Origin of the sequence: Candidatus Magnetominusculus xianensis (assembly GCA_001541255.1) — a bacterium.
Lineage (GTDB): Bacteria > Nitrospirota > Thermodesulfovibrionia > Thermodesulfovibrionales > Magnetobacteriaceae > Magnetominusculus > Magnetominusculus xianensis.
In genome coordinates, this window is the sequence record LNQR01000021.1 from 14,519 (window position 1) to 28,181 (window position 13,663).

At 41.2% G+C, this 13,663-nt stretch carries 18 protein-coding genes; 17 read left to right on the forward strand and 1 reads right to left on the reverse strand.

Annotated features, from left to right (window positions below):
• Positions 1-6: 6 nt before the first annotated feature.
• Complete coding sequence (locus ASN18_RS02530) at positions 7-1,182, reverse strand: type II secretion system F family protein (protein ID WP_085051033.1); 1,176 nt, start codon at positions 1,180-1,182, stop codon at positions 7-9.
• A 313-nt stretch (positions 1,183-1,495) separates the two neighbouring features.
• Between ASN18_RS02530 and ASN18_RS02535 the strand changes: the two genes are divergently transcribed.
• The 17 genes from ASN18_RS02535 (at position 1,496) to ASN18_RS02615 (ending at position 13,545) form a co-directional block, all read left to right on the forward strand.
• Positions 1,496-2,641, forward strand: coding sequence for an RlpA-like double-psi beta-barrel domain-containing protein (locus tag ASN18_RS02535; protein WP_085051034.1), 1,146 nt, complete (start codon positions 1,496-1,498; stop codon positions 2,639-2,641).
• Between the two features lie 227 nt (positions 2,642-2,868).
• Entirely contained in the window at positions 2,869-3,279 is a 411-nt protein-coding gene (locus ASN18_RS02540; RefSeq protein ID WP_157072794.1) for a hypothetical protein, read from the forward strand.
• A 90-nt stretch (positions 3,280-3,369) separates the two neighbouring features.
• The gene (locus tag ASN18_RS02545; RefSeq protein ID WP_157072795.1) at positions 3,370-3,798 is read left to right on the forward strand and encodes a hypothetical protein; all 429 of its coding nucleotides are present in this window, start codon (positions 3,370-3,372) and stop codon (positions 3,796-3,798) included.
• Complete coding sequence (locus tag ASN18_RS02550; RefSeq protein ID WP_157072796.1) at positions 3,768-4,253, forward strand: hypothetical protein; 486 nt, start codon at positions 3,768-3,770, stop codon at positions 4,251-4,253. The genes ASN18_RS02545 and ASN18_RS02550 overlap by 31 nt, the downstream gene beginning before the upstream one ends.
• A gap of 82 nt (positions 4,254-4,335) precedes the next feature.
• Positions 4,336-4,803: a hypothetical protein gene (locus ASN18_RS02555; RefSeq protein WP_085051038.1), complete on the forward strand. Its 468-nt coding sequence runs from the start codon at positions 4,336-4,338 to the stop codon at positions 4,801-4,803.
• Positions 4,804-4,871: 68 nt separating this feature from the next.
• On the forward strand, positions 4,872-5,375 hold the full coding sequence (locus ASN18_RS17025) for a hypothetical protein (protein ID WP_157072797.1): 504 nt from the start codon (positions 4,872-4,874) through the stop codon (positions 5,373-5,375).
• Positions 5,354-5,839 (forward strand): hypothetical protein, encoded by a 486-nt coding sequence (locus ASN18_RS02565; RefSeq protein WP_085051040.1) that lies wholly within the window; start codon positions 5,354-5,356, stop codon positions 5,837-5,839. Before ASN18_RS17025 ends, ASN18_RS02565 begins: the two co-directional genes overlap by 22 nt.
• 62 nt (positions 5,840-5,901) lie before the next feature.
• Complete coding sequence (locus ASN18_RS02570; protein ID WP_157072798.1) at positions 5,902-6,342, forward strand: hypothetical protein; 441 nt, start codon at positions 5,902-5,904, stop codon at positions 6,340-6,342.
• A complete protein-coding gene (locus ASN18_RS02575; protein ID WP_085051042.1) occupies positions 6,324-6,905 on the forward strand; it encodes a hypothetical protein in 582 nt (193 codons plus the stop codon). Before ASN18_RS02570 ends, ASN18_RS02575 begins: the two co-directional genes overlap by 19 nt.
• On the forward strand, positions 6,875-7,357 hold the full coding sequence (locus ASN18_RS02580; protein ID WP_085051043.1) for a hypothetical protein: 483 nt from the start codon (positions 6,875-6,877) through the stop codon (positions 7,355-7,357). Before ASN18_RS02575 ends, ASN18_RS02580 begins: the two co-directional genes overlap by 31 nt.
• 28 nt (positions 7,358-7,385) lie before the next feature.
• Positions 7,386-8,414: a tRNA preQ1(34) S-adenosylmethionine ribosyltransferase-isomerase QueA gene (gene queA, locus ASN18_RS02585; protein ID WP_085051044.1), complete on the forward strand. Its 1,029-nt coding sequence runs from the start codon at positions 7,386-7,388 to the stop codon at positions 8,412-8,414.
• Positions 8,411-9,292, forward strand: a complete 882-nt coding sequence (locus tag ASN18_RS02590; RefSeq protein WP_085051045.1) for an SPOR domain-containing protein — start codon at positions 8,411-8,413, stop codon at positions 9,290-9,292. Before queA ends, ASN18_RS02590 begins: the two co-directional genes overlap by 4 nt.
• 197 nt (positions 9,293-9,489) lie before the next feature.
• Positions 9,490-10,236 carry a PhoH family protein gene (locus ASN18_RS02595; RefSeq protein ID WP_236861456.1) on the forward strand — a complete coding sequence of 249 codons (747 nt, stop codon included), beginning with the start codon at positions 9,490-9,492 and terminating at the stop codon, positions 10,234-10,236.
• Complete coding sequence (locus ASN18_RS02600) at positions 10,214-11,797, forward strand: HD family phosphohydrolase (RefSeq protein ID WP_085051047.1); 1,584 nt, start codon at positions 10,214-10,216, stop codon at positions 11,795-11,797. Before ASN18_RS02595 ends, ASN18_RS02600 begins: the two co-directional genes overlap by 23 nt.
• Positions 11,724-12,158 carry an rRNA maturation RNase YbeY gene (gene ybeY / locus ASN18_RS02605; RefSeq protein ID WP_085051082.1) on the forward strand — a complete coding sequence of 145 codons (435 nt, stop codon included), beginning with the start codon at positions 11,724-11,726 and terminating at the stop codon, positions 12,156-12,158. Before ASN18_RS02600 ends, ybeY begins: the two co-directional genes overlap by 74 nt.
• Positions 12,136-12,837, forward strand: coding sequence for a diacylglycerol kinase (locus ASN18_RS02610; RefSeq protein ID WP_085051048.1), 702 nt, complete (start codon positions 12,136-12,138; stop codon positions 12,835-12,837). The genes ybeY and ASN18_RS02610 overlap by 23 nt, the downstream gene beginning before the upstream one ends.
• Positions 12,838-12,975: 138 nt before the next feature.
• Positions 12,976-13,545, forward strand: a complete 570-nt coding sequence (locus ASN18_RS02615) for a hypothetical protein (RefSeq protein ID WP_085051049.1) — start codon at positions 12,976-12,978, stop codon at positions 13,543-13,545.
• Positions 13,546-13,663: the final 118 nt, after the last annotated feature.

Here is a 13,663-nt window from a genome sequence, read left to right on the forward strand (position 1 = left end):
TTGTAATTATTTTATAAGCTGGTTTAATTCAAAAACCGGCAGCAGCACGGCAAACACAATGAACCCTACAATCAGCCCCATCATGATAATCAACGCTGGCTCAAGCGCTGAGATAGTCTTCTTTACGCCAAGACGAAATTCATCTTCATACATACGGGCAGCCCTGCCAAGCATCTCAGGCAGTGTGCCGGTCTTCTCTCCGGTCGATACGATTTGCCTTACTATGGGGGGAAACGCAGAGAGCGCCGCTGAAAGAGATATGCCCTCAGCTACATCTTTCTCAGCCGCTTCAACGTGTCCGGCAAGAAATGTGTTTCCAATAGACCTCGACGCCAATCTCAATGCCCTGAGCATGGGCACACCGCTTGAGAGCAAAAACCCGGCCGTCGTTAAAAATCTCGATACATACAGCGCCCTCAGCAGCGGCACACGCATAAGCAATGCACCAAAATACCTGCCATTACTCTTTATAACGCGCCTTAAATAGAGCCACCCGCCCATGACCACTCCCCCTATCAACCACCAGTAGTGCTGAAACACATGGGTTATCTGTATCAGTATTGTTGTAATAAGAGGCAGCTCCGTTGCTGAGTCCTCAAATACCTTTGTCAACTTCGGCACAACAAACGAGAAAATAAAAAACAAGACAATGGCGCCAACACAGACCATCACTGTGGGATATACGGAGGCTGCCCTGACATCGGCCTTAAGCTGCTCCTGCGTCTCAAGGAAATCAGAAAGCCGCTCAAGGACAGTATCAAGACAGCCGCTGCCCTCACCGGCATTGACCATGCTTATATAGAACTCCGGGAATACATCGGGGAAGTCCTCCATTGCCCGTGACAGCCCTGCCCCGGCGCTGATACGTTCCTTCAGCCCTATAAGTACGTATCTGGCGTGCCCTGTGTTTTCCTGTTCGATTAGTGTCCTGACAGACTCTACCATAGGAACCCCCGAAGACAGGAGCACTGAAAACTGCCTTGTCAGTTTTGACAGGGCTGCGGCATCAAGCCTTCTGAACAGAGAAAACCCGGCGCTGTGCTGTGTTTCGCGCATGATTTCATTCGGGTAGATTTGCTTATACTTCAACAGCCTGAGGGCGTCGGCCTTACCATCGGCCTCAATCACACCGCTTGAGGGGGAGCCGTCCTGAGCATAGCCCTTATATTTGAATACCGGCATTAGTCAGCCTCAGTTCTTCCATAATCCTCATATGATCCTCACGTGGCAGATTAATAAAGAATACCTTCATTCTATGAATAATATCAACCAGCTAATCCACCCTGAATTATTTCCCAGGGCAAACGTATTCTATTTTTAACAAGCGCATCAGAGAAAAGCTCGCCACGCAATAAAACAAATATAATAAATAATTAGATATAGCAAAAATAATTGTTGACAAATAATTCTATTTGTGTTATCATTAAAAATGAACTGCTATATTCATAGCAGAATCCTGTCGTAAAACCCAACTATTTTTAAGGAGGATATTTTAATGAAAGGTGATTGTTATCTGAAAGACCCAGAGACGGGGAAGTTTATGGGAAGCAAGCCGGGGTGTTCGCATGGCGGCGGTGAGGTGTCAGATGAGTTATCACAGCGACTGGAAAGGGAAAAAGGTATTACAAAACAGAGAGTTGACGCTGCGGCAGCATTAGGGAATTTGAAGCCGAAAGACAGTGAGCTAAAGAACAAGGCAGAGCGGTTAGCCAGTGAAGTAAGTAAGGGTGACCTGAGTTTTCAAGAGGGGCTTTATCAACTGTCCAAAGGAAACGCACCGTTTAATCGTTATGCAAAGGCAGTCGATCTTTTAGACAGAGACCCCAAGTATTGGAGAGACATTTTCTCAAAGGTCGGCTCAGACGAAGTAGATACGCTGCTAACCAGTTTTACAGGTGTACCAGTACCAGGCGTTTCCGACTATGTAATGAAACTTGCTGACGCTAAATCGGGTGTGCAGCAGATAAATGATCAGAAACCTGGGTTACCGTCAGGCAAAACCCCTGCCCAGGTGAAAGACGAGCATGACAAGTGGCGTGAAGACATCAAGAATGTAGCCCTTGACTATAATAAGGACTATAAGGACAAGTATACTGACGACAAGTACACGAAATACGACAGCAATAAGATGGACACAAATGCTACTTTTTATAATTTACCCAATCGTGCAACAGCGAGCGGAGCTAAATACGATAAGTATGCATTTGCTGGAGCAATGCAGCCAATCGATGTAGGGAAAATTCCTTACAATAAGAAGGATGCGAGCGTATATGTATATGCCAGGGTGACTAACATTGTGATTGGGAAGGATGGGAAGGAAAAGGAGGGAAAAAGTGTTATAATCAAAATCAACGATAGGGGACCATACACACCAATTGTAACCGACAGATACATTGGTAGTGATGGAAAGGAAAAAGTGAAGACAAAAAATATGCCGGATCCAACAAAAGCCGTTGATCTAACAGTTGCGGCATATGCCGCAATTACTGATAAGGATGAGGCAGGTAAATTACATGTTAAGGTTGAGTTTTTGCCTAAATCACAAGGACAGGTTAAATATGAACAACAGATGAAGGAGACCGACAAAAATGAAAATAAGAAAAGGGTAGATAAAATAGCGGCCATCTTTAAGCTGGATTAAAATTGGCAGCCCGCTGCTGTCAAATGTTTACATGATGCAATGACAATGAGAGAAGTATATCCATGCTTCTCTCATTTTGCATTTTATGAAAAAATAAGGGTTGACAATTGCATATACGTACGTTTAACATAAAGAAGTTGCTATTTAATATTATCGGTGGAGTTGAACACATGTCATTTTGTCTGCGACTATTGATTTTGTTAGTTGTCTTGTCAGTTGTGTTCTCAATGAAGAACGAGCTATCGGCAAAATGTAAGGATAAGTTATATGTTATCTCATTAACAGACTCATATCTCAAGAAAAAATATAAGGTTAGAGCATTCTATCTGAATCCAGGCCTTAATTTTTATATCTATGGCATACCCAAAATGCCAAACGGCTGGGTTTATGACTTTCCAGATGAACACGGGTTCGATAAATTGATTGGCACTGCCGACACTGACAAAGAAGCTGTCGATATTGGATATTTTAAGGATTTTTTCACCTTTATTCTATTGAAAGACGATCACCAAAAATCAAAACCAGGTTTAAGAATGACTTTTTTTTGTAATAAACCCGATGGAACCGCTAAATTGATAGAGTTGGGTACCAAAGACTTTAATATTAAAATAATTAACAAATGCCCTAAGTGGTATTAGTAAATCTTTGACTATTGACTTAGTGAATATTAATAATCTATGACACTGATAATTGATAATAAATTGGTGATTTTAGTGATGCTTTTGGTTGTGACATTTACAGATGTTGCTGTTGCAGCCGACTGTGAATATATATATTTTTATGCCTCAATAAAAAATAGAGAGAATTATAAAACAGAACAAGTTAGGGGTATGATTATGACCGTTTACAATGCCTCTATTTATGACCTTCCAAATTTACCATCGTCATGGGTATATAAAATCACAAAAACTAAATATTATAATAGAATGATCTCTCATCTGTCCGCTGTGGCAAAATCAGATAGACATATCCTTAAATATCGGGATTTGGAGAATTTTGTTATTCTTAGACAACCCAAAACCGATAAAATACATATAAAGTTGACGGTATTAGAGATGACGGAAAAAACGACTACCAGAGTAAAAGCCTTTGAGACCGAGAACTTTACTGTACAAATGGTTGACAAATGTTTACCCAAAAAGCCGCGACGACATTAATAATGCTTATTGTAGTATTTTGCGCCGTCTCTGCCGTAGAGGGCGACGACCTGTACTGCGTCTCGTTAAGAAAAGACTTTAAGATCAGCAATAGAATTTTTTACGGTATAATGAGCGCTGATTTTAAAGTAACGAATGCCGAGCTATACAAAGTGCTTCACAAACCAATCGGATGGGTTCTTAGCGTATGGAAAGACAATGAAGGTGAGGGGGGTTTAGCCGGTGGCGCTTTAGTGTTTGCAGGTAGTGTAAGGTTGAACTTTTTCTATGATGATTTCGTAATAATAAAGAAAAAATCAGGGGTTAAATTAAACGATGTCAAATTAACTTTAAAATTAGAAACGGATGAAACCATTAATGATGGAGCTAACGATAATAATTCTAATGCTGACAAAACATATGATTTTACAAACAAGGACTTTAACATACGCCGGTGCAAAGACAAACTGTACTAAGACTATGATTGACAAACACATATACTTTAGTTTAGACTAATTGAGGTATCGGATATTTTAAACGAACGTGGGAGTTAAGTGCATGTTAGTACTTATGAGAATACTAGTCATATTTGTTGTCTCCTCGATTGTGTTCACACCGTCAGCCGTGTTTACGGAAGAACTTAAGAGTAAGTTTTATATTGTTTCATTAAAAGACACATACGCCAACAAAAAATATAAGGTTAGGGCATTTTTTTTAGATCACAGCTCCAATGTTGATATCTACAGCATACCTAAAATGCCTGACGGTTGGCATTATCACTTTAATGATGATCTCTCAACCGAATTTATTGCCGCAGCATATACGGACAAGGAATCCGTTGATATTGGCTTTTTTAAGGATTTTATTAGCTTCATTTTAAGGACATGGCCAAATGAGCAGGACCATGAACTGTATTTTAGTATGACGCTGATTTATTATAAACCAGATGGAACACCTGAAATAATAATTCTTCAAACCCAAGATTTTATTATAAAGGAAATCCACAAAGGTCTGAAGGCGTACTAAAGGACATCATGTGTAATCTTAAATCTGAGACAATGATTAATAAACGAATCAATAGGTTATTAAACTGTATGACGCTGAGCATCAGTAATAGTCTTGCTATTTTGATGATGCTTTTGGCGGTTATACTGTTTGCTGTTACCGATGTTGCTCATGCGACTAAATGTGAAGATACATATTATTATGTTTCGTTAGTTTATGACAGTAATTTTAAATCGAAAAGAGTTAGGGCAATTAGATTTAGTGTTAACAATGCATATATATATGATTTACCCTTTTTGCCTTCCTCTTGGGTATATGATAGTTATAGTTGTGAAACTTCCTGTGGAGCAAAATCAACTATGACCGCTGCGGCAAAGTCTGATAAACATCCCATCACATATAAAGATTTTAAAAGATTTGTTATAATCAGACAACCTAAAAATAAATCCGATAATAAGAGATTAATAGGAATGAGTGTAATATATATGAAGAAAGAAGGCGGTATCGGCATATATTTTAGTGAATTAGACATCTTTGATAATGAAGGTTTTACTTTAGAAAAGATAAACAAATGCTTACCCAAAAAACCGTGAAGACATTAATCATACTGACAATACTGTTGTTCGCCTTTTCTGTTGCCGAAGGGGATGACGACTTGTTCTGCGTGTCGTTGAAGCAACTTCCAAAAAGCAACAAGATATTTCACCGTGTAGTCGGTTTAGAATTTTATTCAAGTAATGCCGAAATATATAGTATATTACATAATCCGCCAGGATTTATCTTCGAGATGGATAAATATATCAAAGGCCGCGGTAGTTATCGCGGCTTTAAGTGGAATGGTCCCGGAGGTTTCTATTTAGAATTTTTCTATGATGATTTTGTGGTAATAAAGACACGGCCAGGCATTAAATTAGACAAAGTCAGTATAAAGTTTAGTTTCACTATAGAACAGTACTCAATCAATGATAAAGGTGTTGAAATAGATGATGGTGAAGTCACATATGATTTTACGAACAAAGATTTAAATATCCGCAAGTGCAAAGGAACGCTGTACTAAAGCAGCGGCATGGCCTTATAGTAAAGATTTGTATATTTTAAATCAATGCAGGAGTTAAGCGCATGTTATTATACTTGAGATTAGTGTCTATGTTAGTTGTCTCGTTGGTGGTGTTCTCACCGGAGTATGTGCTTGCGAAAAAGTGTAAGAAAAAGTTTTATACTATTTCATTAAAAGACTCATACCTTAAGAAGAAATATAAGGTTAGGGCATTCTTTTTAGACGGCGGTTCTGATATCATATCCAAAATACCAAGAGCTTGGCATTATAGCATTGATGTAGAATCAATAAACTGTTTAATCGCAGCGGCTTATACAGACAAAGATGCTGTCGGTATAGACTATTTTAAAGATTTTCTCACCTTTGTTTTAATACCGGGTGAAAAACTTTATATTACTATGAAACTGATTTATCTTAAACCCAATGGAACATCTGAAATCATGGTTCTTCACGCTAAAGACTTTGTTATAAAGGATACTCATAAATGCCTGAAGGCAAACTAATAAACGTTATCAGGCGTGAAATTAAATCAATAAAAATGATTAGACAGCTTGAAAACTTGATTATTAATCTGCTGAATATTAGAAATAGACTGGCTGTTCTGCTGATAGTTTCAGCAGTGATGCTGTTTGCCAACGCCGCTGTGGCGGCTGAATGCAAAGACACATATTATTATGCTTCGTATGGTTATAGTCCTCATTATCTAACACGACGAATTAGGGCCTTTGATCTGTCTGTTTCCAATGCTTATATATATGACCTTCCCAAACTACCATCTTCATGGGTATATGTCCTTGACATTAATGAAGTGGATGTTACTAATATTACTGCAGCGGCTAAGTCAGACAAACATGCTATCAGATATAAAGATTTTGAGAAATTTATTATCCTTAGACAACCTAAATATATGTCTGGAAAGAATATAATGATAGGGTTTAGCTTGATATATATGAAGAAAGAAGGCGGTATAGACACAGAGGTTGACGTATTAGATCCAATACATTATTCTGCAATTACCTTAGAAAAGATAGACAAATGCTTACCCAAAAAACCACTAAGACATTAATCATACTGACAATAGTATTGTTCGCCTTCTCTCATGCAGATGGGGACAGCGGCATATACTGCGTGTCGTTGAAGAGGTTCAGCAAACACAACAAATTATTTAGACGTGTACGCGGCTTTGACTTTCAGGTAAATAATGCAGAGATACACAGCATACCAGGTAATCCATTAATGGGATTAGCTATCGATAACAATAAGAACTACTTCGGAACTTACAACGCATATTGCCCGGGTGGTCCCTGTGGCTGCGATGTAAAATATTTTTATGATAATTTTGTAATAATAAAGAAACGACCAAGCGTGAATTTAGACAAAGTCAGGATAAAGTTTAGTTTCACAGTCGAACAGGAATCAATCAACGATAAAGGCGATGAAATAGATGATGGTGAAGTCACATATGATTTTACAAACAAAGATTTAAACATAAAAAAGTGTAAAGGTAGACCGTACTAAGGCACATGTTAACAGCATCTTTTCGCAGATGAAGACATCTGATTTTTTATTTGACCTCCCTGAGGAGTTAATCGCCCAGTATCCGCCTGATAAGAGGGAGAAGTCCAGGCTCATGGTGCTGACGCGTGGTGACAACCGTATCGAACATAAGACATTTGTGGACATAGTGGATTACTTCAGGGCTGGTGACCTGCTTGTCCTGAACAATACGAAAGTCTGCCCCGCAAGGGTTATGGGAAAGACCGAAGATGGTAAAACAATCGGTCTGCTTATAGCAGAGACGAATGAAACAGGCACATATCGAATCCTCTCAAAGGGTAAATACACAGGCCGGGTATTTATCTCAGAGGATTTCTACGCAGATGTTTCAGATGGGAATGAGGCACGATTCCACTATGAGGGCACACTGGAGGAACAGCTCCAAAAATATGGCCATATGCCCCTGCCCCCGTATATCAAAAGACCAGCTTGCACCCTGGATACAGAGAGATACCAAACCGTCTATGCCGAAAAACCAGGGTCAATCGCCGCCCCTACCGCAGGACTTCACTTTACACACCAGATTTTAGAGGCACTCAGAGACAAAGGCGTAATGCTTGAGACCATCACGCTCCATGTCGGTGAGGGGACATTCAGACCCGTTCACGCCGACTACGTCTCTGACCATAAGATGGACAGCGAACGCTTTGAAATCGATACATCTTTGCTTGAGAAAATAAAGGAGACCAAGATAAACGGCAATAAGGCAGTCTCTGTCGGCACAACAACGACAAGGGCAATTGAGGCAATATCAAGCGGCAGGTATAAATTAATCAAATCAACGGCATCAGACAACGGCTGCCAGAGGATAACCGCCTCTACAGACATTTTTATCTACCCAGGTTATAAGTTTAAGGCAGCCGCTGCGCTTATAACCAACTTCCACCTGCCGCGCTCAACACCGGTGCTGATGGCCTGTGCATTTGCAGGGAAAGACCTCCTTTTGCGTGCTTATGAGTCTGCCGTATCAGCCCGATATAGATTTTTCTCTTACGGTGATGTTATGCTTATAGTATGAAGGGCGGATTGTTTGATAGAATTGGCTATAACTTCATCGAAGGAAAAGGCTTGTTGATTGTTATAGTTGTACTGGTCTCATCTGTCAGCTTTATTTTAGGATTTTTTGCAGGGAAGAAAGTATCGTCTCCAGTTGTCTTACAGGCAAAAAATACTGAACCAGCCATTGCCGAAATGAAACCGGTGATTAAGCCTGCCCCGCCTCAGCCGCCCGTACAAACTGATGCAGCCGCACCTAAACCACATGAAGAAGTTCCGGCAGCAAAAAAATCCTATGAAATCCTCAACACTGCCGAACAACCTGAGCCTGTAAAGCCGCACACACCACAGCCCAAACCCGAACAGGTAAAACCAGAGCCGCCAAAGCTGCAGCCCAAACTGGAACCGGCAGAACTACCCAAGACCCCACTCCCCGCCCAGCCGAAGGCAAAAACATCTAAACACACTGCTGAAGCTAACCCGCAAACAGAGACAAAGACACCCCCGCCCGCCGCTGAAACGACTAAACCAACCCCGGCGGTTAAGGATGTCTTAACCCCTGTAACACCACCCCCACAAACTGCGCAAGGTACATTACAGGCGTCTAAAACCACAGCAAAACAGCAAAAAACGGAGAAGGAAGCACCAGCAGCAAACTCAGGCGACAAGTATTTTATTCAAATAGGGGCATTTAGAAATTTCAGCGATGCCATGAAGCTTCAGGAAGACCTCAAGGCCAAAGGATTTGATGCCAATATCGTAAAGGTTGCTGTTAACGACGGTGTAACACTATATAAAGTAAGGCTTGGAGGTAACTATGTAAAAACTGAGGCATCACAGGTAATGACATCTTTAAATAAAAAAGGGATCAAGGGTTTCATAAAGGAGTCCCAACGATAACCCTTGAAATACCGATAAACAGCTATACGGATTTTCTGAATGCAGGGCTTTCGAAATCCCTGAAGGCAATAGAAGATTCACTGGGGATTACTATCGGTGTCAGGGGCAACAAGGTTATATTAAAAGGCCAGGACGATAAGATAAATATAGCAAAAAGGATGATTCTTGACATATATGATTATAAAAAAGAGGGTAACATGTTAAGGGCAGACGACATCAACAACGCTATAAGCAGCTTTGGCGCTGCCGAAAAAAGCACCGCGTTAAAGGATGTCTTTGATAACTATATCCCCGTACCGTCAAAGGCCAGGTATATTGCCCCAAAAACTGAAACGCAATGGAAATACCTTGAGGCCATAAAGACTCACGATATAGTCATAGGCATCGGACCGGCAGGCACAGGCAAGACCTATCTGGCCATGGCGATGGCCGTTAATGCCTATATGAAAAAACAAGTGAGCAGAATAATCCTTGCCCGCCCGGCTGTTGAGGCCGGTGAAAAACTTGGATTTCTCCCCGGTGATATTTACGAAAAGGTAAACCCATACCTCAGACCGATGTACGATGCCCTGTTTGATATGATAGACGCAGATAAGGCTCAGGTGCTTATTGAAAAAGGTCTCTTAGAGATAGCACCCCTTGCCTACATGCGCGGCAGGACGCTTAAAGACGCCTTTGTCATACTGGATGAGGCACAAAACACTACAGCCGAACAGATGAAAATGTACCTTACAAGGCTTGGTATAGATTCCAAAACAGTCATCACCGGCGATATAACACAGATTGATCTGCCGTCTGACAAGACCTCCGGCCTTGTCGAAATAGAACGTATCTTAAAGGACATCGAAGGGATTAAGACGGTCTATTTTTCAGAAAAAGACGTTGTCAGACATAAACTGGTACAGGAGATAATAAAGGCATATGAAAAACACGAAAAGCATTAAGCCTTTTGATATATTAAAAAACACAATCGACCAAAAGATTATATATTTTGTCCTGATCTGCTCCCTGCTTATCTCTGTGACCATTGTAAGGTCTTTGGATATAGCGAATTTCATAGGGATTTATCTAATCAGTATAATTGCCATTTCCATAATGTTTATGGACATATTCCGGTATAAACCATCGTATTTGAAACAGCAAAAGATGATAATACTCCTTGGACTAATGTTCTTCGGCACATTAGTCTTTGGCCGCCTGATTGAATATATATTTATTAATTTCACCATCGGGCTTGGGCTGCACGAACAAAAGACAATAATCTATGGACTGCCCGTGCAGGCAGGGGCAATGTTAGTAATGCTCCTTTTTGACCCGCACACGGCGATTATTTTCTCATTCATCATAAGCATACTCAGCGGTATATGGCAAAACGATGCCTACTACACATTTTATGTATTTGCAGGGAGCATAATAGCGGCATTTTCCGTCATCAGATGCAAAAAACGCTCTGACATTATCAAAGGAGGCTTGTATGTCAGCATTGCTAACGTTATCTCCGTCATAGTGTTTTCCATGTTCAGCTCAAACCGCACACTTGGAATCATTGTCCCATCACTAATCTTCGCTATGACAAGCGGTATCACCATATCGGCCTTTACTTCAATTATGCTGCCAATACTTGAGTCGATATTTAAGGTAACTACTGATATTACCTTGCTTGAGCTGCTTGACTTAAACCAGCCATTGATGAAAAATCTGATGATAAACGCCCCGGGGACATACCATCACAGCGTAATCGTAGGGAATCTGGTTGAGGCAGCCGCCGAAGATATAGGCGTTAACCCCTTACTGGCAAGGGTCTCGGCCTATTACCACGACATAGGAAAAATAAAGATGCCGGAGTATTTCGTAGAAAACCAGTCTGGCTCGATAAGCAAACACGAGAAACTCACCCCGCACATGAGCAGCATGATTCTGATTTCTCACGTCAAAGAAGGCCTTGAGCTGGCCGACGAATATAAACTGCCGGAACTGGTCAAAGACATAATAACACAACATCACGGTACACACATTATTACATACTTCTATCAAAAGGCAAAAGAAGAACAGTCCGACCCGCCAAAAGAAGAAGACTACAGATACCCTGGCCCTAAACCACAAAACAGGATAGCCGCCATTGTCATGATAGCCGACGCAGTTGAGGCCGCATCAAGGGTTCTCAAAGACTCTACACCGGCACGTGTTTCCGGTCTGGTTGAAAAGATAATCAATACCGTTTTGATAGACGGTCAATTGACTGAATGTGAATTGACACTAAAAGATATACACAAGATTAAAGAACGCTTTACGTTTATTCTAATCGGTATCCTTCATAAAAGAATCGAATATCCAGGCTTTGATTTTAACAAAGGCGCTAAGAAAGAAGGAGAACAACATAAAAACGTCGATAGAGAATCTCAACAAAAAGAAAAAGATAAGCCTGCGCTGGATCAAACACCAGGCGGACTTAGCCCTAACGTTATTAAGTTTACAAAGGGCGGGACTTCCGCTTCGAAGGGCTGAACTGAGCATAGTCCTTGTGGACGACAAGAAAATGCTTGCCCTCAACACTGAACACCGCGGCGTGGACAAGACCACAGACGTACTGTCCTTCCCTATGTATAACACTATGAAGGAATTCCCCAAAGAAGGTGAGTTTCTGCTTGGTGACATTATAATAAATACAGACTGGATTTATTCAGAACTCGACCCGCATGACAGCCCAGAGGCTGTAACAGCCGAAGTAATAAAACACTCAAGAAGACTCCTCATCCACGCCCTCCTGCACCTCCTGGGTTACGACCACGAGATAGACGCCCAGCATGACCGTGCAATGAAAAAAAAAGAAGTAGAACTGCTCAATGCCCTTAAAAAAATGGATTAACAGCACAAACAATGCCATTGAGGGCATATTAACTGCGGCGAAAAACGAACGCCACGTGCGTTATCACCTGTATGCTGCCACACTTGTCCTCCTCTTTAGCTATGCCTCGGGCGTAACTACCGTCGAATTCCTTATAATCTCACTCCTTACTATTATTGTGATAACTGCTGAACTGCTGAATACGGCGATAGAGACCGTTGTTGACATTATCTGTCCACAAATAAGCGAACAAGCCAGAATTGCTAAAGATGTGGCCGCCGGTGCGGTACTTATCTCGGCAGTGGGGGCAGCCATCACTGGATATATTATTTTATTTCCCTATCTCGTAAAATTCTTTAAACGGGGATTGTCTATAACCACTCACGGCAGTAGCGAAATTGCCGTATTGTCCGTGATAATTGTCCTGATCTTAGTCGTACTCATCAAGTCGTTAACCGCTAAAAAGGGACATCCACTCAGAGGAGGAATGCCAAGTGGACATGCTGCGCTGTCTTTTTCAGTGTGGGTTTCAATAACTGTTATAACACATAATCTCATCCTGTCGGTACTGTCGTTTCTTGGTGCTGTGGCTATATCACGCAGCCGCATTGAAACAAATATTCACAGCGTTTGGGAGGTAATTGCAGGCGCCCTCTTAGGCAGCATCGCCACGTATTTGTTGTTTATTATCTTTATGTAAAATAATTATACATATTTTCTTGACAATCCAAATTAAATATGTTAAGGTATCCTCAGAGGGGGGCAGCTTGAAAATTGTTCCCTGCTGGACACCAGCATAGGTGTACAATATAATTCAGCAGTAAAAAGGGAGGTATCTATGTCAAAAAGTAAGAAAGGGAAAATGTTGTTAGCGTCGTTAACTCTGGTCACAGTATTAGCTTTAACAGGGTTTGGATTGGCAGGCACGGTCAATTTCACGTTACCTTATCTGCATTCAAACAATGGGCTGACTACCTACTGCATGGTTTCAAACATGAACCCAGGCACATCTACAGATAACACTACCAGCGATACCACAGCAACGTTTAAGGTAATGGCAACAGAAAAAGGTGCTCCAGCTCAAACCGTTCACACTATACCCACCGAATTTACACCTAAGTCAGGGACGATGCGTATGTTTGTATTCAGACAAAATGCTATATACAACGGCTCTGGCACAAAAATACTAAGTTTCTCAGACGAAATTTCTACTGACGACGGCAACTATCGCTCAGGAGGCAACAACATGCAGGCGTACTCAGGCATGCTTTCTGTAACGGCATCAACTGCAACTTGTCAAACCATAACAATGGCCTGTATGCAGTCCAACCACGGTGATGGATATGGCGCTGGAAAACGCTTCGCTGGCTATACCTGCTCCGACGGTACAAATTTATTAGCATATTAGTAATCAGGAGAGGTGCGGGATTCAGGACTTGCACCTCTCTTTTCTTTTGCACTTATAACGTATATACTATAATTAATAAAGGAATTATACCTTATAACAGCATGAGGCGTGAGGGAAA